Consider the following 24,378-nt stretch of genomic DNA (forward strand, 5'->3'; position numbering starts at 1 on the left):
CTTCTCATGCGATCCGCAGCAAACGACCTCAGACCGTGACAGCCTCCACATCAGCCGCACCGCTGTCCGGCTGATCGAACTGCGTTCGGTAAAGCTCCTCGTACCGACCGCGCGCAGCGAGCAGATCCGTGTGGGTGCCACGCTCGATGATCCGGCCGGCCTCGATCACGAGGATCTGGTCGGCGGCCCGGATGGTCGACAACCGGTGCGCGATCACAACCGCCGTACGTCCGGCCAGCGCCTCGGTCAGCGCTGCCTGCACAGCCGCCTCGTTGGTCGAGTCCAGCGCCGCCGTGGCCTCGTCGAGGATCACGACCCGCGGTTGCGCGAGCAGCAGCCGAGCGATCGTGAGCCGCTGCCGCTCACCACCCGACAGCCGGTACCCACGTTCACCGACCACCGTGTCCAGCTGATCCGGCAGCGATCTGATCAGTTCACCCAGCCGTGCCCGGGTCAGCGCATCCCACAGGTCGGCCTCCAAGGCCTCCGGCCGAGCGAGCAACAGATTCTCGCGGATCGAGTCATGGAAGAGGTGACCGTCCTGCGTGACCATGCCGAGCGTTTCCCGCAGCGACTCCGCCGACACGTCCCGTACGTCGACCCCGGCGAGCTTCACCGCGCCCGAATCGACGTCGTACAACCGGGGGATGAGCTGCGCGATGGTCGACTTCCCGGCGCCGGACGAGCCGACGAGCGCGACCATCTGCCCGGGCTCCGCGCGGAAGGACACGTCATGCAGCACCTCGACACCGCCGCGGGTGTCGAGCTTGGCGACCTCCTCGAGCGAGGCCAGCGAGACCTTGTCCGCGGAGGGGTACGCGAAGCCGACCTGCGCGAACTCGACCGCCACCGGCCCCTCGGGCACCCGGCCGGCATCCGGCTTGTCCTTGATGAGCGGCTCGAGATCCAGCACCTCGAAGACGCGCTCGAAGCTGACCAGTGCGGTCATCACCTCGAGCCGCGCACTCGCCAGCGCCGTGAGCGGTGAGTACAGCCGGGTGAGCAGCAAGGCCATCGAGACGACAGAACCTGCGTCGAGCTGGTCGCGTAGCGCGTAGAACCCGCCGAGTCCGTAGACGAGCGCCAGCGCGAGCGCCGACACCAGGGTCAGCGCGGTGACGAAGATCCACTGCACCATCGCGGTCCGCACGCCGATGTCGCGCACCCGCCGTGCCCGGATCGCGAACTCCAGCGACTCCCGCTTCGGCCGGCCGAACAGCTTCACCAGCGTCGCGCCCGGCGCCGAGAACCGCTCGGTCATCTGCGTGCTCATGGTCGCGTTGTAGTTCGCCGCCTCCCGCTCCAGCGCGGCCAGCTTGGTCCCGACCCGGCGGGCCGGTATCACGAAGATCGGCAGGAGGATCAGCGCGAGCAGAGTGATCTGCCACGACACCCCGAGCATCACGACCAGGGTGAGCACCAGCATCACGAGGTTGCTGACGACGCCGGACAGCGTGTCGCTGAACGCGCGCTGGGCCCCGATCACGTCGTTGTTCAGCCGGGAGACCAGCGCTCCGGTCCGGGTCCGGGTGAAGAAGGCGATCGGCATCCGCTGGATGTGGTCGAACACCGCCGTCCGCAGATCCAGGATCAGTCCTTCACCGATCCGCGCCGACAGCCAGCGCGTCCACAGGCTGATCCCGGCCTCGGCGATCGCGATCACCGCGATCAGGAGGGACAGCTGCAGAACGAAGCTGAACGCCTCCCCGCCCACGATCGCGTTGACCACCTTCCCGGCCAGCACCGGCGTCGCGACCGCGAGCACGGCCGCGCCGACGCTCAGCACGAGGAACGCGATCAGTTGCCGCCGGTGCGGGCGCGCGAAGGCGAGGATCCGCAGCAGCGTGGCCCGTGAGAACGGGCGTTTCTCGTCCTGGGCGTTCATCGCGTGGTACAGCGAGTTCCACGCGGTCATCTCCATGCTCACGGCTGTGCTCCGCTGGGATCGGTGGATCGGGAAGGTCGATGATTCAGGACAGCACCGACAGTTCCCGACCGTAGAACCTCGACAGTGCTTGAGGTCAATCGACTTTTAAACTGAGTACGCTGTACGAAGTGCGGTTGAGTGTAGCCAATCCGGAGGAATCGCGCACATGAATCAGGAGTACAGCGGCAGCGGCGACCCGGCACGGAGCCTGGAGCTGCTCTGGCGCCGGCGACCGCAGCCGACCCGCGGGCCGAAGCCGGCGCTCACGGTGGAGGGGATCGTCGAGGCCGCTGTGCGCATCGCCGACGCCGAGGGGATCGGAGCGATGTCGATGCGCCGCGTCGCCGACGAGCTCGGTGCCGGCGCGATGACGCTGTACCGCTACTTCCCGGGCAAGGGCGAGTTGCTCGACGTCATGCTCGACACCGTGTACGGCGAACTGCCGCGGCGCGAGGTGGACGGGGACTGGCGAGCCCGGCTCGACGAAGTGGCCCGGGAGAACCGCGAGCTGTACCTGCGCCACCCGTGGATGCTCCAGATCGCGGTCAGTCGCCCTCCGCTCGGTCCGCACGTGATGGCGAAATACGAGTACGAACTCGAGGCGGTCGAGGGCATCGGCCTGACCGACGTCGAGATGGATGCCACGGTGGCTCTGGTGAACGGGTACGTGCACGGCGCCGTACGGACCGACGTCGAGGCGCGACAGGTGATCCAGCGGTCGGGAATGACCGACAAGGAGTGGTGGCTGGCACACGTGCCGCACCTGGACAAGATCGCCGACGCCCAGCAGTTCCCGCTCGCGACCCGGGTGGGGACGACGGTCGGGAATGAGTTCGACGCGCCGTACGACTCCGATCATGCGTTCGAATACGGTCTTGCGCGGCTCCTGGACGGCGTGTCCGCGCTGGTGGAGAACCGGTCTGGCCCGAAAGTGCGAAAGAAGTTGTGAGTGAGTACTCACTCAGTTAATCTCGACACGTGACACCACGAGCCACACCACTGCCACCCGAGGAACGGCGCGCCGCCATCGTCCGGGCCGCGCTGCCGTTGCTGGAGGAGTTCGGCGCCGAGGTGAGCACCAAGCAGATCGCCGAAGCGGCCGGGATCGCCGAGGGGACGATCTTCCGGGCCTTCGGCAGCAAGGACGCGCTGATCGATGCCGTGATGGCGACCGCGTTCGACACCAGTGACCTGATCACGGCACTGGAGAACGTCGACCGCTCGCTGCCGCTTCGGGAGCGCACCATCGCCGCGGTCGAGGTCGGTCAGAACCGCCTGCGCAGCGTCTTCAAGCTCATGTTCACCCTACGGATGCGCCGGCCGCCCGACTTCAAGTCCATGCCGATGGACGAGGCCCATCGCAAGCGCCAGTCCGACCTGGCCAATGCCGCGTTCGCCGACCTGCTCCGCCCGGATCAGGACCAGTTGCGCTTCCCGCCCGAAGAGGTGGTCCGCCGGATCGGGCTGATCACCTTCTCCGCCACCCACCCAATGATTTCCGGTGGCGTCGTACTGACCGCCGAGGAGATCGTCGACTTCGCGTTCGACGGTGTCCGCTGGCACGACTCCGGTCAGCACGCCGCCCCCGGGGGTGTCGCCGAGTACTCACTCGGCGGTGCCCGCCATCACGACTCTGGGGATGATCGATGCTAGTTCGACTCTTGCGTACGCACCTGCGTCCGTACGTGGGAAACCTGTCCATAGTGGTCGTCCTGCAGCTGATCGGGACGATCGCTTCTCTCTACCTGCCCAGCCTGAACGCCGACATCATCGACAACGGCGTGGCCAAGGGCGACACCGACTACATCATGCAAACCGGCGGCTGGATGCTGGCTGTCAGCCTGGTGCAGATCATCTGCACGATCATCGCGGTGTACTTCGGTGCGAAGACCGCCGCGCTGTTCGGCCGGGACGTCCGCGCCGCGGTGTTCCACCGGGTCGGCGAGTTCTCCGCGCGGGAGGTCAACCAGTTCGGTGCACCGACACTGATCTCTCGCAGTACGAACGACGTCACCCAGATCCAGATGCTGGTGGTCACCACCTGCACGATGCTGGTAGCCGCACCGATCACGATGATCGGCGGCGTGTTCATGGCGGTCCGCGAGGACGTCGGCCTGTCCTGGCTGGTGGCCGTCGCCGTACCGCTGCTGGCGATCTGCGTCGGCTTCATCGCGAGCCGGATGGTCCCGCAGTTCCGGAAGATGCAGAAGAACATCGACGGGGTGAACCGGGTCCTGCGCGAGCAGATCTCCGGCATCCGAGTGGTCCGCGCCTTCGTTCGCGAGCCGCACGAGGTCGAGCGCTTCGGCGAGGCGAACCAGAACCTGACCGACACGGCCATCCGGGCCGGCCGGCTGATGGCGCTGGTGTTCCCGACGGTGATGCTGATCCTGAACGTGTCGAGTATCGCGGTGCTGTGGTTCGGCGCCTCCCGGGTCGAGAACGGGACGATGGAGGTCGGTGCGCTGACCGCCTTCCTGAGCTATCTGATCCAGATCCTGTTCTCGGTGATGATGGGCGTGTTCGTGATGATCATGGTGCCGCGCGCCGCGGTCTGCGCGGACCGGATCTCCGAGGTCCTGGACACCGAGTCCTCGGTCCGGCCGCCGGTCACCGCGATCAAGTCGTTCACCGGTCGCGGTCAGTTGGTCTTCGAGAACGCGTCGTTCCAGTACCCGGGGGCGGCCGAGCCGGTACTGCGCAACATCGACCTCGTCGCCTCGCCGGGGCAGACGACCGCGATCATCGGGAGCACGGGTGCGGGCAAGACGACGCTGCTCTCGCTGGTGCCGCGGTTGTTCGATGCCACCGGCGGGCGGGTGCTCGTCGACGGGATCGACGTACGCGACATCGAGCCGGAGGCGCTCTGGGAGCGGATCGGCCTGGTGCCACAACGGCCGTACCTGTTCTCCGGGACGGTCGCCAGCAACCTGCGCTACGGCAACCCGGACGCGACCGACGAGGACCTCTGGCGCGCGCTGGAGATTGCCCAGGGCAAGGACTTCGTCGAGGCGATGCCGGAAGGGCTGGAAGCGCCGATCGCACAGGGCGGCACGAACGTGTCCGGTGGTCAGCGGCAGCGGCTCGCGATTGCGCGGGCACTGGTCCGCAAGCCGGAGATCTACCTGTTCGACGACTCGTTCTCCGCGCTGGACCTGTCCACCGACGCCCGGCTGCGGGCGGCGCTGCGGCCGATCACGGCGCAAGCGTGTGTGGTGATCGTGGCGCAACGCGTGTCCACGATCGTCGACGCCGACCAGATCGTGGTGGTCGAGGACGGCGCGATCGTCGGCAAGGGCCGGCATGACGAGTTGCTCGACAGCTGTCCGACGTACGTCGAGATCGTCGAGTCCCAGCGATCCGCGGAGGAGGCAGCATGAGCGAGGAGAACAAGACCCCGCCCTCTCCGAACGGACAGGGACCGGCGGCTGCGACGCCCGAGGCGGCGCCGGCCGGTGGTACGACGACGGTGAAGGCGACCGAGCGGCCGACCACGGGCCGGGCGTTCGGGCCTCCGGGTGGTATCCCGGGGGACAAGTCGATGAACTTCGGTCCGTCGGCGAAGCGGCTGCTCGGGCGGTTGCGGCCGCATCGGCTCCAGGTGACCGTCGTCGTCGCACTCGCGGTCTGCAGCGTCACGCTGTCGGTGCTCGGGCCGAAGATCCTCGGCCGCGCGACCGACATCATCTTCTCCGGTGCGATCGGCAAGCAGTTCCCGAGCGGTCTGACCAAGGACCAGGTGATCGAGCAGGCCCGGGCCTCGGGCAACGGCCGGCTGGCCGACCTGCTCGGCGGGATCGACCTGATCCCGGGCGTCGGCATCGATTTCGATGCCTTGCGCAACGTCCTGCTGATGGTGCTCGGCCTGTACGTCGGCGCGTTCTTCCTGTCCTGGATGCAGGGCTACATCCTGAACGGCGTGGTCCAGCGGACCATCCTCGCGCTGCGGTCCGATGTCGAGGGCAAGTTGAACCGGCTGCCGCTGAGCTACTTCGACGGCGCACCACGCGGCGAGCTGCTCAGCCGGGTGACTAACGACATCGACAACATCTCGACCAGCCTGCAGCAGACGCTGAGCCAGCTGCTCACCTCGCTGCTGACGGTGATCGGCGTCGTCACGATGATGTTCGTGGTCTCGCCGCTGCTGGCCCTGATCGCGCTCGTCACGATCCCGATCTCGATGGTCCTGACCGCGGTGATCGCCAAGCGGTCGCAGGTCCGGTTCGTCGCCCAGTGGCGTCATACCGGCGCGTTGAACGGCCAGATCGAGGAGGCCTTCACCGGGCACGAGTTGGTGAAGGTGTTCGGCCGGCAGAAGGAGATCGAGGAGGGCTTCGCGAAGAAGAACGAGGAGCTGTACCAGGCCGCGTTCGGGGCGCAGTTCATCTCCGGTCTGATCATGCCGGTGATGATGTTCATCGGGAACGTCAACTACGTGGTCATCGCCGTCATCGGTGGTCTGCGGGTCGCCTCCGGCACGATGTCTCTGGGCGACGTCCAGGCGTTCATCCAGTACTCGCGCCAGTTCACCCAGCCACTGACCCAGGTGGCCTCGATGGCCAACCTGCTGCAGTCCGGGGTCGCCTCGGCCGAGCGGGTCTTCGAGGTACTGGACGCCGACGAGCAGGTGCCGGACGACGCGACGCCGGAGAAGGTCACCGACTCCCGCGGGCGGGTCGCGTTCGAGCACGTGTCGTTCTCGTACGACCCGGACAAGCCGCTGATCACCGACCTGAGCCTGGTCGCCGAGCCCGGCCAGACGGTCGCGATCGTCGGTCCGACGGGTGCGGGCAAGACCACGCTGGTCAACCTGATCATGCGGTTCTACGAGCTGAACGGCGGGCGGATCACGCTCGACGGTGTCGATATCACCGAGCTGACCCGGCACGACCTGCGGTCGCGGATCGGGATGGTGCTGCAGGACACCTGGCTGTTCGGCGGCACGATCCGGGACAACATCCTCTACGGCAACCTGAAGGCCACCGAGGAGGACATGCTGGCCGCGGCCAAGGCGACGTACGTCGACCGGTTCGTGCACAGCCTGCCCGATGGGTACGACACGGTGATCGACGAGGAGGGCAGCAACGTCAGTGCCGGTGAGAAGCAGCTGCTGACCATCGCGCGGGCGTTCCTGGCCGATCCGCAACTGCTGATCCTGGACGAGGCGACCAGCTCGGTCGACACCCGCACCGAGGTCCTCGTGCAGCGGGCGATGGCCGCACTCCGCTCCGACCGCACCAGCTTCGTGATCGCCCACCGCCTCTCCACGATCCGCGACGCGGACCTCATCCTCGTCATGGAGAACGGCGCGATCGTCGAACAAGGCAACCACCGCGAGTTGCTCGCGGCCGACGGCGCCTACGCCCGCCTCTACAACGCCCAGTTCAGCGGCGCGGTAATAGACATCGACGAGGAAGCCGCAGCCCTGACACCTACCCCGGCAGCAGCCCCCGCCGTACGCCGATGATCCGGGACGGGGACGCCTACCAGGCGTCCCGTCCACGGCTATTGGGGAGCCGAGACTCTCAGGCTGAGTGGGGCCGCGTGCGTCGAGCGTAGGCACGAGCCGCGCGGACCCGGTCGCCGCAGCGGGTGGAGCACCAGTGGCGGCGGCCGTGGCGGAGCAGGTAGCGGTTGCAAGGTGGGGAGTCACAGGCGGCGAGGGTGTCGGCGTCGGCGCTGGTGAGGAGGTCGGCGGCGCCGGCGGCGATGGTGGCCAGGGCGCGGTCGAGGGTCTCGTTCGGGGGACAGATCGCGGCGCGGTACGGACCGTTCCGCTCGTCCCAGAGCAACAGTGACGCTGTCGGGACGCGGGTCAGGGCGTCGTTGACGGCGGAGAGGGCCGATGGCAGCGCGGGAAGCCTTTCGACCCGGGCCGCGAACAGCGCGCGCACATGTTCGCGCAGGGCGCGTAGCTGCGTCGCGCACATCTCCTGAACACCGGCGTCGTCGGCCGCGAGCGCGTGGCCGGTGAGCCACTGGTTCACCGCCTCCGGCGTACCGAGGAGGTCGACGTACTGACCGCCGGGCAGCGCGATCGCGGTGTTGACGAAGTCGAGGGCCAGGTAGTCCTCGGCGCCGGGGGCAGGCGGCAGCGGGGCGGTTGGTGCCAGCTCCGCGATCGACGGTTCACTCATGGGATCTCATGGTACAGCTTGCCAATATCCGTGAGAACCACCTACGGTTCTCACGGATAAACCCCAATGTATTCATGAGGAGATCATGAGAGGCACACTGCTGGCGTTGATGGTCTGCGTCTTCGGCGTCACCACCGGCGAGTTCGTGCTCACTGGGATCCTGCCCGCGGTCGCGGGCGATCTGGAGGTCTCGATCCCCGCGGCCGGCCTGCTGGTGACGGCGTACGCACTCGGCATGATCGTCGGCGGACCGTTGCTGACAGCAATCACCGCCGGCCGTCCACGCAAGCGACTGGTGCTGGCTCTGCTGGTCGTCGCCGTGGCCGGCAACCTGCTGTCGGCTCTGGCGCCCGGATACGAGATCCTGTTCGCGGCGCGGATCGTGACCGCGCTGGTGACGTCGACGTTCTTCGCGAACGCGATCGTCATCGTGATTTCGTCCGCGCCGGCGGGCAAGCAGGGGGCGACCGTCGCGAAGCTTGTCTTCGGCATGAATCTGGCCATGATTCTCGGCGCGCCGCTCGGCACCTGGATCGGCGAGGCGTTCGGCTGGCGCGCGACGTTCGGTGCGATCACCGCGTGCTGCGCCGTCGGGCTACTCCTGGTCGCCCGCTTCGTGCCAGGCGACCAGGCCGGCACGCGGAACCGGGCGCTGGGGGAGTTCGCCGTCTTCCGCGATCGCGACCTGTTGCTCGCGATCACCACCACCGCGGTCGCGAACATCGGTCTGCTCATGGTGTTCACGTATCTCGCGCCGTTGCTGACCGGACCTGGTTCGTTCGCAGCAGGCGCGGTCGCTCCGATGCTGCTGATCTACGGTGTCGGAGCAACGATCGGCAACCTGCTCGGCGGCCGGCTGGCGGACCGGGCGTTGTTGCCTTCCCAGCTCAGCGCCCTGAGTGTGCTCCTCGTCCTGCTCATCGCGCTGCGGGTCAGTCCGACGCCGGTGGTCACCGGCTTGCTGGTGTTCGCTGCCGGGGCCGTCGGCTTCTCCGTGATCCCCGGCATGCAGAGCCGCGTCCTGAGCACGGCCGCGGCTGCCCCGACGTTGGCGATCGCCGTCAACGCCTCGGCGTACCAACTCGCGGCAGCATGTGCCGGATGGCTCGGCGGCCGAATCATCGCCGGCCCCGGGCTCCCCGCGATCTACCTGGTCGCCGCCATCACCACCGTGCTCGGGATCGGGCTCACCGCACTCGCGTTGCGCCGCGATCGAGTCGGTCCGGGCGAACTCGTCAGCCGGACAGAGAACGCGTGAGGAACTCCCGGAACTCGCCGGGCGCGGAGAACATCGGCATGTGATCCGCGCCCGGCAGCACCTCGAGCTCGGTGTTCGGGGCCTCGTCGGCCAGGCGTCGGGCCCAGAGTTGGGTGCCTTGAAAGTCACGGCCGCCGACGAGTACGGACAACGGCGGCTTGAGCTCGGCGAACCGGGTCTTGATCGGGGGATCGAGCTCCTCGCCGTGATGGATGGGCATCGTCAGCACGCGGGAGTTGGCGATCGCCAGGCCGATCAGCAGGCGGCGGTCGGCGTCGTTCACCATCGGGCACCAGCCGCCGACGTCGTACGCCGCGGCCGCCGGGATGCCGTCAGCGGCCAGGATCTCCTCGAGACGGGTGAAGTGTGCCCGCATCACCACGCGAGCCGCCGCCTCCACCGAGCTTGCGTCCGGGAACTCCCCGAACGATCCGGCCACCGCGCACACCCGGCGGACTCGGTCGGGATACCGGTGCGCGAACCCCAACGCCCGCCGGGCACCATCGGAGGAGCCGATCAGCACCGCACGCTCGACGCCCGCCGCATCCAGGACGGCTGCCAGGTCGTCGATCTCGCTGTACGCCGCGTACGACGGTGACGAGAGCCCGTTGTCCCGATAGTCCCAGGTCGTGACTCGCGACGTCTCCGACAGCCATGCCACCGTCGAGTCCCACATCCGAACGTCGGCCAGACCGCCGTTCAGGAGCACGACATCCGGGCCCTGGCCGTGCTGCTCGTAGTAGAGGTAGCCGTCGGGCACCTCCACGAAGTTCCTCGTCGGGTTGATCATCGGGCGAGGCGGCGTACGGCGAGTTCGGCCAGGAGGGCGGCTCCGTCGGGGAGGACGGAGTCGTCGAAGTCGGCCAAGGGCGAGTGGTTGTCGGCGGCCGCGTCGGGGTCGGCCGACCGGCAGGCGCTGAGGTTGAGGTAGACGCCGGGGACCTCGTTGAGGACGTAGGACATGTCCTCGGCGCCACAGCGAGGGTTGGCGCGTTCGCGGAAGCGGTCGGGGCCGAAGACGTCGACGATGACGTCGCGGGCGAACTGATACTCCTCGACGTTGTTGACTGTCACCGGGTAGCCGATCCGGTACTCGGCCTTGGCGACCAGCCCGTGCGCGCTGGCCATCGCCTCGACCAGTTGGATCGACGCCTGCTGCACCTTCGCCCGGGCTTCCTCGGAGAACGTCCGGACGGTCGCCTCGAAGAACGCGTCGTCCGGGATGATGTTCTCCTTCGTGCCGCCCGCGATCCGTCCGACCGTGAGCACGACCGGGTCGAACACATCGAACTGACGCGTGATCATCGTCTGCAGAGCGGTCACGATCTCGCAGAGCACCGGGATCGGGTCCTTGCCGCGGTACGGCGTCGACCCGTGCGTACCCGCACCCACGACGCGGACGTTCAGCTGGTCGGCCGCCGCCATGAACGAGCCCGGACGGCTGCTCCACATCCCGCGCGGTTGTCCTGCGGACCCGACATGCAGTCCGTACGCCGCGTCCGCACGTCGGCCGGCCGCCTCGAGCACGCCCTCGCGGATCATGATCGGCGCCCCGCCAGTGGTCTCCTCGCCCGGCTGGAACATGAACACCACGTCACCGGCGAGCTCGGCCTGCATCGCCGACAGGATCTTCGCGGCGCCGACCAACCCGGCGACGTGGAGATCGTGGCCGCAGGCATGCATCATCCCGGGATGCTGGGACACGTACGGGACGTCGACCCGCTCGCTCACCGGCAGCGCGTCCATGTCGCCGCGGAGCAGGACGACCGGCCCGGGTCCGCCTCCGCCGCGCAGTACGGCGGTCACCGAGGACAGCTCCTTGCCGAGCGTGATCTCCAGCGGCAGGCCTGCGAGCGCGTCGAGGATGAGTTGCTGGGTCTTCGGCAGTTCGAGGTCGTACTCCGGCACCTGGTGCAGCGCCCGGCGGAGGGCGACGATCTCGTCGCGGAACTGCTCCGCCAGCTCGACAGTCCGGGTCATGCCTTCGGTCCCAGGTTCAGTGCGTTCATGACCCGCTGGGCGCTGCCACCCAGCTCGAGCAGTTCGACCAGGTCGAGCCATCGTTCTGGGTCCTTGACCTCGCTCGGGATGGTTGCGTCGAACGTGCCGACCGGTGCGTCCTTGGCCACCGCGACCACCTTCGGCGCGACGTCGAGGTAGTCGCTCGCCTCGAGGATCTTGCGCTTCACCGACGGCGACATCGGCGTACCCGGATCCGCGGCCGCGGCCCGGATCGCGTCCAGATCGCCGTACGCCGTGACCAGGGAGGCTGCTGTCTTCTCGCCGATGCCCTTGACGCCGGGCAGACCGTCGGAGGCGTCACCGCGGAGCGTCGCGAAGTCGGCGTACCGGTTCGCGGGGACGTCGTACTTGGCGAGCAGCGCCTTCTCGTCGTACACGTCGGCCCGGCCGACTCCGCGCGCGGCGGTGTAGACGATCCGGATGCCGCGGCTGTCGTCGATCAACTGGAACAGGTCCCGGTCGCCGGTGACGACGTCGACCGGCATAGTCGCCTGGTGCGAGAGTGTGCCGATCACGTCGTCGGCCTCGTGGTCGGCCGCGCCGACGATGGCGATGCCGAGGGCCTCCAGGCAGGCCCGGATGTACGGCACCTGGACCTCGAGCCGGTCCGGTACGTCCTCGACCTGCTCGCCCTTCGGCGTCACGAACTCGACCCGCTGCGCCTTGTACGACGGGATCAGCGCGACCCGCCAGGACGGTCGCCAGTTGTCGTCCCAGCACGCCACCAGGTGGGTCGGCCGGTGGTTCTCGGCCAGCCGCGCGATGAAGTCGAGCAGCCCACGGACCGCGTTGGTCGGCGTACCGTCGGCAGCCTTCATCGTGTCGGGGACGCCGAAGAAGGCGCGAAAGTACAGCGACGCGGTATCGAGCAGCATCAGCCGCTGGGTCGTCTCAGCCATGGGGCGATGCTTTCATGCCAGGGTGCCGCGGCAGTAGGGTCTCCAGGATGGAGGACCTGGACCGCAAGATCGTCGGGCTGCTTGCCAGTGACGGCAGGATGAGCTTCACCGACCTCGGCAAGGCGACCGGCCTGTCGACGTCGGCGGTGCACCAGCGGGTCAAGCGGCTCGAGCAACGCGGCATCATCCAGGGGTACGCCGCCACCGTCGACCACACCGCGCTCGACCTGCCGCTGACCGCGCTGATCTCGATCCGCCCGATCGACCCGTCCCAGCCCGACGACTCACCCGAGCGCCTCCGCGACGTCCCCGAGATCGAGTCCTGCTACTCCGTCGCAGGCGACTCCAGCTACATCCTCGTCGTCCGGGTCGCCTCCCCGGTGGCCCTCGAAAACCTCCTGGCCACTATCCGAGGCCGAGCCAATGTCTCCACCACAACCACCATCGTCCTCAGCACCCCCTACGAACGCCGCCCCCCAGCCCTCTGACCCACCTCCGCCGCCTGCTGGGTGAGGACCTGGTGGAGTCGCTCCGCGGTGGCTCGGGGGTGGAAGGTGTAGGCGTTGTGAGCGCCGGGGAACGGTTCGCAGGGGACTCCGAGGTGTTCGGCGAGGAGTCTGGCGCACTTGTTCGGCCAGATGTGGGTCGAGTCCTGGCCGGCTGCGGGGACCACGCGGGCGGGGGAGTTCTTGAGGTCGGTGAGATTGACGGTGTAGGCGCGAATGGCTGGGGTGTCGTGGGTCAGGAGCACCGCTGCGTTCAGGAAATGGTCGGGGCCGGGGGTCCGCAGGGGGTTGTCGGGTTCGCGGTCGGTCGGGTCGATGTCGAGGAACTTCGCGAACCAGCGGAGGGCAGGAGTGACCCCTTTCGTTGTGAAGATTTCCTCGACTGTGAGGAAGTCCTGGATGGCGGCGGCGCGCTCCGCGGCCGGTAGCAGTTGGGTGACGGGGGCTTCATGGGCGACGACCACGCCGACCTGATCGGGATGCCTGGTGGTGAGTTCCAGCGCGATCAGGCCGCCGAAGCTGCTGCCATAGACGTACGCCGGTTCTGTGGTGACGGTGGCGAGCAGGAGGGACAGGTCGTCGGCGTGCGTGGCCAGCGTCAGCGCGGGGGTGTCGGTGGTGCTACAGGACAGGCCTCGGCGGGCGTAGGTGAGGACGGTGTACCTGTCGGCCAGGTGGGTTGCGAGCGCTTCGGTCGCGCCGGCGTCCCCGTGACCTCCGGAGATGAGGACGAGCAGGGGGCCTGAACCACGGGTGAAGTGGTGCAGTCGGGCGCCGGGGACTTCCAGTACGGATTCCTTCATGAAACAGCCTTCCTCGTTCGGACCGGACAGGCGTCGACTATGCATCCGCCGTCGGCGGCTCGGGAGAGGAGCGGTTTGCCTAGGATCAGCGGTCCGAGGATGCGTTGGGCGAACGGTGGTATCACTGTCGCTATGGGGATGCACCGCGACGACCTCGCCGACTTCCTGCGCCGGTCCCGGGAGCGGCTGTCTCCACGCGACGTGGGGCTGGTCGAGGGACCGAGGCGTCGTACGCCGGGACTCCGCCGCGAGGAGGTCTCGCAGTTGGCGGGCATGTCGGCCGACTACCTCATGCGGCTGGAGCAGGGCAGGAGCCCGCAGCCCTCGATTCAGATGCTGGCCGCGCTGGCCCGCGCGCTGCGGCTGACGGCCGATGAGCGGGACCACCTGTACCTGCTCGCTGGGCAGCAGCCGCCGGAGGGAGCACGGGCCGGGGAGTACCTCGCGCCGAGCATGCTCTACATCCTCGACCGGCTGGACAGCGTTCCGGTCCAGGTCTTGAGCGACCTCGGCGACCTGCTGGCGCAGAACGACATGGCTCTGGCGTTGTTCGGGTGCGTGTGCGACGTGGCCCACGAGGACCGCAACATCGTGCTGCGCTGGTTCACCGAGCCCGACGTGCGAAGTCACTTCGCGGCCGAGGAGCGCGAGGAGCAGGCCCGGCAGTTGGTCGCGGATCTGCGCGCCGCCGCGGCCCGCCGCGGGAACGACGAAGCCTCCCGCACCCTTGTCACGCGACTCCGCGCCGTCAGCCCTGAGTTCGCGGCACTCTGGGATCGGCACGAGGTCGCCGTACGCAGATCACATCCGTACCGGCTGAACCATCCGGACCTCGGCAGGATCGAGTTCGACTGCGAGGTACTGGCGACACCCGCGGCAGACCAGCGACTACGAGTCTTCACCCCGCCACCGGGCCACGCCGACACCCTGGACCTGCTGCGCACACTCGGCCCACAGCACCGGTGCGACGCTGCTGCCGGGCAGTAGCTCGTAGGCGGGCTGTCGTAGGGTGCCGCTGTGCGGCACATTCTCTTACTGGATCTGTTCAGCACGTTGGTTGTTGATCGGGAGGCGGAGGATCTTGGGGTTGCGGGGGTGCTGGGGGTTGAGGGGGAGGCGTTCGGGCGGGAGCTGGAGGCGGTGGCGTACGAGCGGTTCACCGGGGCGTACGGCGATCTGGGGAACACGCTGCGGGTGGTAGCGGGGCGGTGTGGGGGTGCGCCTGGTGAGGAACAGGTGCGAGAGGCAACGGAATTGCGGCGAAGGTACGTGCGGCGGTTGCTGCACGCGGTGCCGGAGGGGACTGTCAGGACGTTGGGCGGACTGAAGCGGGCTGGGTGGCGGATCGGGCTGGTCAGTGACGCGACTGCGGAGACGCCGCTCGAGTGGGCCGACTGTCCGCTCGCGTCGTACTTCGAGGTGACCGCGTTCTCGGCCGAGGTGGGCGCTGTGAAGCCGGATCCGAAGATGTATCTGACGGCCTGTCACGCGCTGGAGGTCGAGCCCAGCGAGTGCGTGTACGTCGGCGACGGTGGGTACGGCGAACTCCCAGCGGCTGCTGCGCTCGGCATGTACGCGATCCGGACCACCGAGCACGCCGACAGCGCCCCGTCCTGGACCGGCCCCACGATCACCTCCTTCACCGACCTCCCCGCGCTGATCGCCGGGAGTGGGCAGCCGGCGGACCGTGGACAGGGTTTGGGGACCGCGGACACGGAATAACCTGTTCACAGTCCCCAGAAGGTGTTCACGGTCACGGCAAGGAACCGAGCCCGCGAGGGGCTAGTAGCCGCCGGCGGTGAGGAGTTGGGACTCGTGCGAGAGGATCTGCATCTTGCCTTTGCCCTTCGGCGGGATCAGGACGGCGACGTCGTGCATGCTCTCGCTGGTGAGGGCGTTGTAGTACTTCGCCGTCGGCGGGCTGAAGGCGATCGAGGCCCCGGAGGCCCAGTTGAAGTTGTAGCCCTGGCCGACCTGGAGCACGTAGTGCTCGGTGAGCGTCATGAAGACCAGGGCCGAGCCCGACGTGGTCTGGAAGGCGACCGGTGCTTCGGTGCTGCTGAAGGTGTAGCTGATCGCGTGATAGATCTGCGGCTGTTTGGCCGCCCGCGCCTTGTCGTCGGCGATGTCCTTCAGCACTGCGCTGATGTCGGCGTTGGGCGCGAACGACGCAGCCCGCGGTGACTTGGCTCCGGCGTTCAGGTACTCCGTCAGAGCCTTCACGGCCGCCGGTGGCGCGGCGGTCAGCTTCGCCGAGTCGGCAGCGGTGATCGGCCGCACACCGGCCAGATCCGGCAGCTTGACCGTGGTCTTCGGAGCCGCCGCGAAGGTGAGGAGCCATGGGCTCCCCGCGGTCTTGCGTTCCCAGACGCCGAGGTGCCGGTAGTCCTTGGTGTCGGAGATGCCTGCCGTCGCGACGAACCGCATCGGGTAGCCGCCGTACTCGGGTGCACCGACCACAGGCTTGGTGTAGGTGAAGGGCTTGCTGACGTCCTTGCCGGCCTTGTCGAGGGCGCGGTCGATCGCGTAGCCGGCCTGGCTCTCGCGCACCAGGTTGCCGCCCTCGACGGTCGCGATCAGCCTGTCGTCGCGGCGCTTGTTGGCCGCGTTGTTGACCTCGTTGTAGTGCTTGATAACGGCGGCCGCCGCCTCGCTGGTGATCGCCGGCCGAGTCAGAGCGTCGACAGTGTTGGTCTGAGGGATCGCGGAGCAGCCGCTCACCAAGGCCAGCACCCCGGTGACCGCCGCCACTCTGCGGACGGGTCCTACCTGACTGGGCTGCCGCGGCGCAGGCGCCTCGGCCTCACCCTGCGCGGTGACGGGCGGAGCAGGTGTGTACGTACGACGGCGGCGGAACAGGACCATGAAGATGCCCAGGGCAAGCAGCACCAGACCGATCACGAACACGGCCAGGCAGCTGAGGAAGGCGTTCGGGATCTCGATGCCCAGATCGGCCTGTACGTCGGGTGCGGTCTTCCCGTCAGCGCTCATGATCACCACGGAGTACGGGCCGTCCTCGATCTTCCAGGCCAGCTTCTGAGTGCCGGGCCCGGTTGCCTTCGCGACCCACCAGTCGAGAGTGCCGGGCGCCGCGAGGGGCCCCGCGGTGCCCTTGACCTCCTCGGTCTTGAGCGTGGCCGGGTACTCCACCTGCACCAGTTCGGTATGAGCAATGTTCTTGAGATAGCTGGCGGTGTCGAACCCGCGGGCGACACCGACGAAGACCGGCTTGCCGGCTGTCGAGCGGACGTCCACGTGCAGGACGGGACCGTGCCGGTCGAGCATCGTCGGAGCACTGACGATGGCCAGGCCCTTGCTGGTCAGATGCTGTTCACCGGCGTGGACCGTGTTGTCCGGGCCGACGAGCCAGAAGGCGGCTGCGCCTCCGGCGACGGCAACGATGAGACCGAGCAGGGCAATCAGGACACCAAGAATTGAGCGGATGACCCGCACACGCACTCCCGAGATCGCGGCATGCCCCAGACATGCCGGACGATTGACGACCCCAGATGCTAGCGGTTGCGCAGTGCAACACCGGCCCGAGACCGGGTCGGTTGCAGGAAAGTTGCAGAACGCCCCCGGTGCCACCCCCTGCATTGGTGGCACCGAAGGCGGGATCGGGAGTCAGTTGATCTGCAAGAGCTTCTGCGACTCGGCGGCGGCGCGGGAGGCGGCGGCGTGCTTCTCGGCTTCGGCGAGGGAGGTGCCGGCGTGCTGCCGCCACCAGTCCTGGCCCTCGGCCGGAAGGGTGTCGATCGGGTCGTAGTACTCGTAGGTGCGGTTGAGCGCCTCGGGATCCTGGTGCTCGATGCCGGTGCGGTAGTTCTTCTTCCAGTACGAGATGCCGAGGACCTCGTCGTACTCCGACAACTGGTGCACCCACCGCTTGCCGACGTACGGGACGTCGCAGACGATGCGTGGAGTGGCGAAGCCGGGGAGGTAGCCGAGGATGCCGTGCTGCAGGTGCTGCGCGTCGCGGACCGAGACCCGCCAGTGCTCCGAGAACGGGATCATGTCGCACATGTAGAAGTAGTACGGCGTGATGGTCGCGCCATCGAGCAGCGCGAAGCACAGGTCGAGCAGCTGCGGCACCGAGTCGTTCACGCCGCGCATCAGCACGCCCTGGTTGCGGACGTCGCGCAGGCCTGCCTCGAACATCGCCTTCGTTGCCTCGGCCACCAAAGGCGTCACCGACTGGGCGGCGTTCACGTGCGTGTGCATGGCGATCATGACGCCGCGCTGCCGCGCGATCGACGCCACCCGCTCGACGCCGGCCCGGACGTCGTCCGACAGCCAGTGCTGCGGCATGCCCATCAGGGCCTTGGTTGCCAGCCGGATATCGCGGATGTTCTCGATCTCGAGCAGGCTGGTGAGGAACGACTCCAGCCGCGGCCACGGCATGTTCGCCACGTCGCCACCGGACACGACGACGTCCCGGACACCCGGCGTACGCCGCAGGTAGTCGAGCATGTCGTCGAGACGGGTCTGCGGCTTCGCGGTGAACTTCAGCTTGTCGATGACCGGGGTCGAGTTGCCGACCAGGTCCATCCGGGTGCAGTGACCGCAGTACTGCGGGCACGTCGGCAGGATCTCCGCAAGGACCTTGGTCGGGTAGCGGTGGGTCAACCCCTCTGTGGCCCACATCTCATGCTCGTGCAACGAGTCCCGGGTCGCGTGCGGGTGCGACGGCCAGTCGGTACGGCGGTCACTGAACACCGGCAGCATGTAGCGCCGGACCGGATCGGCGTAGAAGGCCTCGGTGTAGTCGGAGGCTCCGGTCGGCACGATCGTGTTCAGCATCTGCGGCGGCAGCAGCATCGACATGGTGGCGCGCTCGGCCTGGTCCCGGGTCAGGTCCTCGTACAACCGCTCCTCGAGCAGGTCGCCCATCACGCCGCGCAGTTGCTTGACGTTCTTCACACAGTGCGCCCGCTGCCACTGCACCGACCTCCACTCCTCGGCCGTCACGTCCTTCCAGCCGGGCAGCCGGGTCCAGTCCGGCTCCACCAGCTCGGCCCGACGATACGCGTACGGCTGGCCCGCGAGATCGCGCTTGCTGGGCTCCGGGACGCCCAGCTCCGGGCTGATCAGGTCGGTCACAAGTCCTCCGGGGGGCTTCATGGGTAGTGCGGTCTCATGTGAGGATAGCGATAGAACTTCCCTTCAATACAACAGTACGCCGCAAGAATTCTCGTCAAGAGCTGGTTTCAGTAGTATTTTGCCTGATCTCTCAAGGAGGCCCCGTGTCGTCGAGCCCGGTAGGACTGCACCGCGTACTCGCGCCGTCCGGCGTGTTGCCGCAGGCGGCGGAGAAGCTCGACGCACGCCCTGAGATCTGGCCTGACGAGGTGCGGATCGCGGTCGAGCGGCTGAATCTCGACGCCGCGTCGTACCGCCAGTTGGCCGAGGCGCACGGCGGGGACGGTACGGCGATCCGCCGCGCGGTCCTCGACATCATCGGGGCCCGAGGCAAGATGCAGAACCCGGTCACTGGCTCCGGCGGAATGCTGGTCGGCGTGGTCGACGAGGCCGGCCCGGAGTCGCCGCTCGGCGTACACAAGGGCGACCGGGTCGCCACGCTCGTCTCCCTGACGCTCACTCCGCTGCAGATCACCGACGAGCTTGTGAGCTGGGACGGCAGGAGCGAGCAGGTCCCGGCGCAGGGACACGCGATCCTGTTCGCCCGGTCGATCGTCGCGAAGCTGCCTGACGACCTGAAACCCGAGCTGTCGCTGGCCGTCATGGACGTCTGCGGAGCGCCCGCCCTGACCGCCCGCGTGGTCCGCGAGTATGTCGACAAAGGCACAAAGCCTGTCGTGTCAGTAATTGGCGGCGCAGGTAAAAGTGGATCGCTCTCGCTGGCCGCCGCACGGCAGGCCGGCGCAGCGCGCACCATCGGGATCGTGCCCGTCGAATCCGAGAAGGACCGGCTGACCGCCGCGGGTCTGGCCGATGCCGTCACGCTGGCCGACGCGCGGGACCCGGTGGCCCTGGCGACTGCCGTCGAGGAGGCGGGGGGACCGGCGGACATCACCGTCGTCTGCGTCGACGTACCGGGCTGCGAGCACGGCGCCGTCTTGTCGACGGCGGCTGGTGGCACGGTGATCTTCTTCTCCATGGCGACGTCGTTCTCCGCTGCCGCGCTGGGTGCGGAGGGCCTGGCGGCGGACGTGACGATGCTCGTCGGCAACGGCTACGTGCCCGGGCATGCCGACTACGCGCTGGAGCTGTTGCGGACCGAACCGGGTGTCCGGGGTCTGTTCGAGAGCAGGCTGGCGGAGGATTAGTTCGTGCGCACACTTCTGACGAACGGTTCCGTCTACTCACCCGCCGACCCGCATGCCACCGCGATCGCCTTCGACGACGGCGTGGTGACCTGGCTCGGTGACGACACCGGCGCGGGCTCGTACGCCGACGGCGCGGACGAGGTGGTCGACCTCGACGGCAAGCTGGTCACGCCGTCCTTCGTCGACGCTCACGTCCACACCGCGCAGACCGGCGCGCTGCTGACCGGGCTGGACCTCGCCGGCACCACCTCGCTCACCGAAGCCCTTGACCGCCTCGCCGTCTTCGCCGCGGATCTTCCACCGGACGCAGTGATCGACGGGGCCGGCTGGGACGAGACGAAGTGGCCTGAGGGTCGCCCGCCGACGGCCGAGGAGCTGGACCGGGCCGCCGCGGGCCGCCGGGTGTACCTGTCCCGCATCGACGGTCACTCCGGCGTGATCTCGTCGGCATTGGTGCCCGCGGCAACAGGCGACGGGTACGACGCCACCGGCCGGGTCGAGCGCGACGCGCATCACGCGGTCCGTGACGCACTCAGTGAACTGATCGGGCCGGACCAGCGGCGCAAGGACATCGAGGCCGCACTGAGGGCGATGGCGTCGAAGGGGATCGGGGCGTTCCACGAGATGGCCGCCCCGCACATCGGCCCGCTGTGGGAGCTTCCGCTCGTACGCGAGGTCGCAGAGCAGCTCGGTCTGTCGGCAACGCTGTACTGGGGTGAGCCCGGCGTCTTCGAGCACATCGCGACGTACGACCTGACGGGTCTTGCGGGGGACCTGAACGCGGACGGTGCCCTCGGCTCGCGGACAGCTGCGTTGCGGGAGGCGTACGCCGACCGCGCGGACCACCGCGGTCACGCCTACCTGACGCCGGAGCAGATCGCCGAGCACGTGATCGCGTGCACCGAGCGGAACGTGCAGGCCGGCTTCCACTGCATCGGCGACCAGGCGCTCGACAACATCGTCCGCGGCTTCCAGTTGGCCGCCGAGAAGGTCGGCGTCCAGGCGCTGGTGGCCGCGCGGCATCGGCTCGAGCATGTCGAGATGGTCGACGAGGCCGCGATCGCAATCCTCGCGCAGTGCGGAGTGGTCGCCAGCGTCCAGCCGATGTTCGACGCGTTGTGGGGCGGCCCGGACGGAATGTACGCCGAGCGGGTGGGCGAGCGGTGGCGGGGGATGAACCCGTTCGGCTCGCTGGCGCGGGCGGGCGTCGTACTGGCGTTCGGTTCGGACTCGCCGGTGACCGAGCTTGGAGGCTGGGACGCCGTGCGGGCGGCCGCGTTCCACCACGAGAAGGCCGAGCGGATGACCGTGCGGTCCGCGTTCCAGGCCCACACTCGCGGTGGCTGGCGGGCGGCCGGGATCGACGACGCCGGTGTCCTTGCGCCCGGTACGGCGGCGACGTACGCGATCTGGCAGAGCGACGCGGACCTGGTCGTGCAGACGCCGGACGAGCGCGTCGCTGCCTGGTCCACGGATCCGCGGGCCGGTGTGCCCGTGCTGCCGGACCTCAGTGAGGGAACGCCTACGTGCTTGCGGACCGCCGTCGGCGGCCGCGTGGTTTATGAAGCTGAAGGATGGTCCCAGTAATGGTCGGTGTGACGCGTGCGGAGAAGAAGCTCGACCTTGATCCGGTCACCGTCCGGAAGGCGCGCAGCCTGGCCCGCAAGGCAGGCCGGCCGATCGTCAACCTGGCGCGGCAGCACACGACGGTCTCGGTCGAGCGAGCTGTACTGCGCTTGGCCGGACTGACCGGCGCGGACACCGAAGGCATCCCCTGGGTCAACCGGCTCGCGGACACGGTGCATGCGGACGTCGGCCTGGAGCACGGACTCGCGCTGCCCGTGTGGGATGCACTGGTCCGGGGCGAGGCGGAGGACCTGGCCGTCCTCGCGCAGAAGGCCGCATCCGGCTCGGTGACGTTCCGGTTGCCCGAGGGACGGGACGCCGTACGGGCACGGGCCGCGGCGCGGAAGGCCGCCGCGGCCGGAATGAAACGGATCGACGGACGGCGGCGGGAGCGGGACCGGCTGATCAAGCGGCACGGTGACCCCGAGCAGCGGCCGTGGATCTACCTCATCGTTGCGACCGGCGACATCTACGAGGACATCCCGCAGGCGCAGGCGGCCGCTCGCGCCGGCGCTGACATCATCGCGGTGATCCGGTCGACCGGGCAGTCGCTGCTCGACTACGTGCCCGAAGGGGCGACGCGCGAGGGCTTCGCGGGCACCTACGCGACGCAGGAGAACTTCCGGTTGATGCGAGCCGCCCTCGACGAGTCGTCGAAGGAGCTCGGCCGCTACATCCGGCTGACGAACTACGCGTCCGGACTGTGCATGCCGGAGATCGCAACCCTGGCCGGACTGCAGCGGCTCGACATGATGCTGAACGACTCCATGTACGGGATCCTTTTCCGCGACATCAATCCGATCCGGACCTTCGTCGACCAGCGGTTCAGCCGGCAGATCCACGCCCGGGCCGGGATCATCATCAACACCGGCGAGGACAACTACCTGACCACCGCGGACGCGGTCGAGGCCGCGCACACGGTGACGGTCTCGCAACTGCTGAACGAGTACTTCGCCAAAGAGGCCGGCCTGCAGGACTGGCAGCTCGGCCTCGGGCACGCGTTCGAGATCAACCCGGATCTGCCGGACTCGTTCCGGCTCGAGCTGGCGCACGCGATGCTGGCCCGGCAATTGTTCCCGGACGCGCCGCTGAAGTGGATGCCGCCGACGCGGCACATGACCGGTGACGTGTTCCGTGGGTACCTGCTGGACGGATTCTTCAACCTGGTCGGCGCGATGACAGGCCAGGGCATTCTGCTGGTCGGGATGATGACCGAGGCCGTGGTGACTCCGTGGATCTCGGACCGGGACCTGGCGCTGCAGAACGTCCGTTACGTGTTGGGGGCCGCAGGCAACCTTCACGAGGACTTCCGTCCCGCTCCGGACGGTTTCATCGCTCAGCGCGCCCGGCAGGTGCTGGGGGAGTCGGTCGAACTGCTGGAGGACATCGTCGACGACGGACTGCTGAACGCGATCGGCGATGGCACCTTCGGCCTGATGAAGCGCCCCCAGGACGCCGGCCGCGGCCTCGAGGGCGTCGCTCGCAGATCGCCGGAGTACTACAACCCGGCGACCGAGCTGTTGGAGGAGGACCAGTGAGCATCATCCGGCCGTACGGCGACACCACCGGGGACGGCATGGTGCAGCTGTCGTTCACCCTGCCGGTCCCGCACGACAAGCGGGCCGAGGGAGCCGCCGTACAACTCGCGAACAAGATGGGGATGGATCCGGCGCTGGTCGTGCACGCCAAGGCGATGGGGCCGGACTTCACCTTCTTCGTGGTGTACGGACCGGTGAACCACCTCGTCGACACGTCCAAGGTCGAGGTGATCGAGCGCGACTACCCGCTGCTGTCGCCGAAGGAGGTGAACCTCGCGATCCGGAAGAACCTGCGCCGCCGACTCACCGTGGTCGGCGCCTGCATCGGCACCGACGCGCACACCGTCGGCATCGACGCGATCATGAACATCAAGGGGTTCGCGGGGGAGAAGGGGCTGGAGTACTACCGCGAGCTGAAGGTGGTCAACCTCGGCGCTCAGGTCGCCGTGCCGGAGTTGGTCCGGCGGGCCAGGGCGGAGAAGGCGGACGCGATCCTGGTCTCGCAGGTGGTCACCCAGCGCGAGGCGCATGTGCTGAACACCAAGGAGATGTCGGCCGCGTTCCGGGAGGCGTACGCCGAGGACGCACGGCCGGTGCTGGTTGCCGGCGGCCCCCGTTTCACCGAGCAGATGGCGGGCGATCTCGGCGTGGACCGCGTCTTCGGTCGCGGCACCACACCGGGCGAGGTGGCCAGCTACCTGGTCGATGCACTGGTGACGAAGCGAGTCCCTGCGAAGAGGAGTGCATAGGTGTCAAAGGCAACTATCGGCCTGAGTGCGACGCATCGGCGCTATGTGCCCTACAGCCATGCGCACTACGCCGGCAACCTCGTCGACGGTGCGTACGTGCTCGGACTGTTCGGCGACGTCGCGACCGAGGTGTGCATCCAGGCCGACGGCGACGAGGGCCTGTTCGCGTCGTACTCCGATGTGCAGTTCCTGCAGCCGTTGCGGGCCGGTGACGTTGTGGAGGTGACGGCGACGATCAGCCGGGTCGGGAACCGCAGCCGTGAGATCGAGTTCAGTGCGTCGGTGATCTGCCGCGGCCGGCCGGACGTGTCGGAGTCGGCGGCCGAGGTGCTGCCGGAACCGCTTGTGATCACGCGCGCAAAGGGAACCGTCGTCGTACCGGTTGAGTGACGAATAGTTGCCCAGGGTAACGATCACGTGGAGTGCCGAGACGGCTCTGTAACGTGACCTCGCTGAAATTCCCTCGTTTTTCCAGTAAGTGCGGGCGAATGTGTTACAACGGCCTCAAGGAGCCGCTGGAGAGGTTGACACCGTCGCCGTCAGCGAGCATCGTTTTGGGAGTCGTCATATCCCGTTTTATCAACGGTCACACGAAGTTCGGCCACCGGATGATCCCGCGACGCTGA

Annotated in this window: 21 protein-coding genes; 13 read left to right on the plus strand and 8 right to left on the minus strand. The window is 68.2% G+C overall.

Translation table 11 applies throughout. The features are described from left to right. Positions 1-28: 28 nt before the first annotated feature. A complete protein-coding gene (locus OG817_RS14580) occupies positions 29-1,915 on the minus strand; it encodes an ABC transporter ATP-binding protein (RefSeq protein ID WP_406057445.1) in 1,887 nt (628 codons plus the stop codon). A 178-nt stretch (positions 1,916-2,093) separates the two neighbouring features. Between OG817_RS14580 and OG817_RS14585 the strand changes: the two genes are divergently transcribed. From OG817_RS14585 to OG817_RS14600, 4 genes are read left to right on the plus strand one after another with little or no spacing between them, the layout of a single operon-like run. Continuing rightward, positions 2,094-2,876, plus strand: a complete 783-nt coding sequence (locus OG817_RS14585) for a TetR/AcrR family transcriptional regulator (RefSeq protein ID WP_406054971.1) — start codon at positions 2,094-2,096, stop codon at positions 2,874-2,876. A 29-nt stretch (positions 2,877-2,905) separates the two neighbouring features. Beyond that, entirely contained in the window at positions 2,906-3,580 is a 675-nt protein-coding gene (locus OG817_RS14590; protein WP_406054973.1) for a TetR/AcrR family transcriptional regulator, read from the plus strand. Beyond that, complete coding sequence (locus OG817_RS14595) at positions 3,574-5,307, plus strand: ABC transporter ATP-binding protein (protein WP_406054975.1); 1,734 nt, start codon at positions 3,574-3,576, stop codon at positions 5,305-5,307. The genes OG817_RS14590 and OG817_RS14595 overlap by 7 nt, the downstream gene beginning before the upstream one ends. Continuing rightward, on the plus strand, positions 5,304-7,394 hold the full coding sequence (locus tag OG817_RS14600) for an ABC transporter ATP-binding protein (RefSeq protein ID WP_406054977.1): 2,091 nt from the start codon (positions 5,304-5,306) through the stop codon (positions 7,392-7,394). The genes OG817_RS14595 and OG817_RS14600 overlap by 4 nt, the downstream gene beginning before the upstream one ends. Before the next feature lie 58 nt (positions 7,395-7,452). Here the strand turns inward: OG817_RS14600 and OG817_RS14605 are convergent, their stop codons facing one another. Further along, complete coding sequence (locus OG817_RS14605) at positions 7,453-8,064, minus strand: CGNR zinc finger domain-containing protein (RefSeq protein ID WP_406054979.1); 612 nt, start codon at positions 8,062-8,064, stop codon at positions 7,453-7,455. A gap of 85 nt (positions 8,065-8,149) precedes the next feature. Here OG817_RS14605 and OG817_RS14610 point away from each other — a divergent pair, with 85 nt between their 5' ends. Continuing rightward, positions 8,150-9,322: an MFS transporter gene (locus OG817_RS14610; RefSeq protein ID WP_406054981.1), complete on the plus strand. Its 1,173-nt coding sequence runs from the start codon at positions 8,150-8,152 to the stop codon at positions 9,320-9,322. Here the strand turns inward: OG817_RS14610 and OG817_RS14615 are convergent. Genes OG817_RS14615 through OG817_RS14625 form a run of 3 tightly spaced genes read right to left on the minus strand, consistent with a single transcriptional unit; the run spans position 9,300 to position 12,219 of the window. Continuing rightward, positions 9,300-10,112, minus strand: coding sequence for an alpha/beta fold hydrolase (locus tag OG817_RS14615; RefSeq protein ID WP_406054983.1), 813 nt, complete (start codon positions 10,110-10,112; stop codon positions 9,300-9,302). The two genes, OG817_RS14610 and OG817_RS14615, sit on opposite strands and share 23 nt — an antisense overlap. Then, positions 10,109-11,302, minus strand: a complete 1,194-nt coding sequence (locus OG817_RS14620; RefSeq protein ID WP_406054985.1) for a M20 family metallopeptidase — start codon at positions 11,300-11,302, stop codon at positions 10,109-10,111. The genes OG817_RS14615 and OG817_RS14620 overlap by 4 nt, the downstream gene beginning before the upstream one ends. Further along, on the minus strand, positions 11,299-12,219 hold the full coding sequence (locus tag OG817_RS14625; RefSeq protein WP_406057447.1) for a 5'-3' exonuclease H3TH domain-containing protein: 921 nt from the start codon (positions 12,217-12,219) through the stop codon (positions 11,299-11,301). The genes OG817_RS14620 and OG817_RS14625 overlap by 4 nt, the downstream gene beginning before the upstream one ends. A gap of 71 nt (positions 12,220-12,290) precedes the next feature. Between OG817_RS14625 and OG817_RS14630 the strand changes: the two genes are divergently transcribed. Then, on the plus strand, positions 12,291-12,731 hold the full coding sequence (locus tag OG817_RS14630; protein WP_360457859.1) for an Lrp/AsnC family transcriptional regulator: 441 nt from the start codon (positions 12,291-12,293) through the stop codon (positions 12,729-12,731). Here OG817_RS14630 and OG817_RS14635 read toward each other — a convergent pair. After that, positions 12,704-13,552: an alpha/beta fold hydrolase gene (locus OG817_RS14635; protein ID WP_406054987.1), complete on the minus strand. Its 849-nt coding sequence runs from the start codon at positions 13,550-13,552 to the stop codon at positions 12,704-12,706. The two genes, OG817_RS14630 and OG817_RS14635, sit on opposite strands and share 28 nt — an antisense overlap. Positions 13,553-13,684: 132 nt before the next feature. Here OG817_RS14635 and OG817_RS14640 point away from each other — a divergent pair, with 132 nt between their 5' ends. Beyond that, complete coding sequence (locus OG817_RS14640) at positions 13,685-14,539, plus strand: helix-turn-helix transcriptional regulator (RefSeq protein WP_406054989.1); 855 nt, start codon at positions 13,685-13,687, stop codon at positions 14,537-14,539. 30 nt (positions 14,540-14,569) lie between these two features. Then, positions 14,570-15,274, plus strand: coding sequence for an HAD family hydrolase (locus OG817_RS14645; RefSeq protein ID WP_406054991.1), 705 nt, complete (start codon positions 14,570-14,572; stop codon positions 15,272-15,274). A gap of 60 nt (positions 15,275-15,334) precedes the next feature. On the opposite strand, the gene OG817_RS14650 is transcribed toward OG817_RS14645, so the two are convergent. Beyond that, complete coding sequence (locus OG817_RS14650; protein ID WP_406054993.1) at positions 15,335-17,005, minus strand: hypothetical protein; 1,671 nt, start codon at positions 17,003-17,005, stop codon at positions 15,335-15,337. Between the two features lie 171 nt (positions 17,006-17,176). Further along, entirely contained in the window at positions 17,177-18,652 is a 1,476-nt protein-coding gene (locus OG817_RS14655; protein WP_406054995.1) for a KamA family radical SAM protein, read from the minus strand. A 143-nt stretch (positions 18,653-18,795) separates the two neighbouring features. Here OG817_RS14655 and OG817_RS14660 point away from each other — a divergent pair, with 143 nt between their 5' ends. Genes OG817_RS14660 through OG817_RS14680 form a run of 5 tightly spaced genes read left to right on the plus strand, consistent with a single transcriptional unit; the run spans position 18,796 to position 24,142 of the window. Continuing rightward, a complete protein-coding gene (locus OG817_RS14660) occupies positions 18,796-19,839 on the plus strand; it encodes an L-erythro-3,5-diaminohexanoate dehydrogenase (protein WP_406054997.1) in 1,044 nt (347 codons plus the stop codon). 3 nt (positions 19,840-19,842) lie between these two features. Further along, a complete protein-coding gene (locus OG817_RS14665) occupies positions 19,843-21,426 on the plus strand; it encodes an amidohydrolase (protein WP_406054999.1) in 1,584 nt (527 codons plus the stop codon). Then, positions 21,426-23,003, plus strand: coding sequence for a lysine 5,6-aminomutase subunit alpha (locus OG817_RS14670; protein ID WP_406055001.1), 1,578 nt, complete (start codon positions 21,426-21,428; stop codon positions 23,001-23,003). The genes OG817_RS14665 and OG817_RS14670 overlap by 1 nt, the downstream gene beginning before the upstream one ends. After that, the gene (locus OG817_RS14675) at positions 23,000-23,752 is read left to right on the plus strand and encodes an OAM dimerization domain-containing protein (protein WP_360457889.1); all 753 of its coding nucleotides are present in this window, start codon (positions 23,000-23,002) and stop codon (positions 23,750-23,752) included. Before OG817_RS14670 ends, OG817_RS14675 begins: the two co-directional genes overlap by 4 nt. Further along, positions 23,753-24,142 (plus strand): hotdog domain-containing protein, encoded by a 390-nt coding sequence (locus OG817_RS14680; RefSeq protein WP_406055003.1) that lies wholly within the window; start codon positions 23,753-23,755, stop codon positions 24,140-24,142. Positions 24,143-24,378 lie beyond the last annotated feature (236 nt).

Origin of the sequence: Kribbella sp. NBC_00889, from assembly GCF_045207705.1 — a bacterium.
Lineage (GTDB): Bacteria > Actinomycetota > Actinomycetes > Propionibacteriales > Kribbellaceae > Kribbella.

Coding starts and splice junctions, on each gene's coding strand:
- OG817_RS14610 (WP_406054981.1), top strand. CDS start 8,150: ATGAGAGGCACACTGCTGGCGTTGATGGTCTGCGTCTTCGGCGTCACC.
- OG817_RS14595 (WP_406054975.1), top strand. CDS start 3,574: ATGCTAGTTCGACTCTTGCGTACGCACCTGCGTCCGTACGTGGGAAAC.
- OG817_RS14670 (WP_406055001.1), top strand. CDS start 21,426: ATGGTCGGTGTGACGCGTGCGGAGAAGAAGCTCGACCTTGATCCGGTC.
- OG817_RS14605 (WP_406054979.1), bottom strand. CDS start 8,064: ATGAGTGAACCGTCGATCGCGGAGCTGGCACCAACCGCCCCGCTGCCG.
- OG817_RS14580 (WP_406057445.1), bottom strand. CDS start 1,915: ATGACCGCGTGGAACTCGCTGTACCACGCGATGAACGCCCAGGACGAG.
- OG817_RS14635 (WP_406054987.1), bottom strand. CDS start 13,552: ATGAAGGAATCCGTACTGGAAGTCCCCGGCGCCCGACTGCACCACTTC.
- OG817_RS14600 (WP_406054977.1), top strand. CDS start 5,304: ATGAGCGAGGAGAACAAGACCCCGCCCTCTCCGAACGGACAGGGACCG.
- OG817_RS14585 (WP_406054971.1), top strand. CDS start 2,094: ATGAATCAGGAGTACAGCGGCAGCGGCGACCCGGCACGGAGCCTGGAG.
- OG817_RS14630 (WP_360457859.1), top strand. CDS start 12,291: ATGGAGGACCTGGACCGCAAGATCGTCGGGCTGCTTGCCAGTGACGGC.
- OG817_RS14620 (WP_406054985.1), bottom strand. CDS start 11,302: ATGACCCGGACTGTCGAGCTGGCGGAGCAGTTCCGCGACGAGATCGTC.
- OG817_RS14615 (WP_406054983.1), bottom strand. CDS start 10,112: ATGATCAACCCGACGAGGAACTTCGTGGAGGTGCCCGACGGCTACCTC.
- OG817_RS14625 (WP_406057447.1), bottom strand. CDS start 12,219: ATGCTGCTCGATACCGCGTCGCTGTACTTTCGCGCCTTCTTCGGCGTC.
- OG817_RS14640 (WP_406054989.1), top strand. CDS start 13,685: ATGGGGATGCACCGCGACGACCTCGCCGACTTCCTGCGCCGGTCCCGG.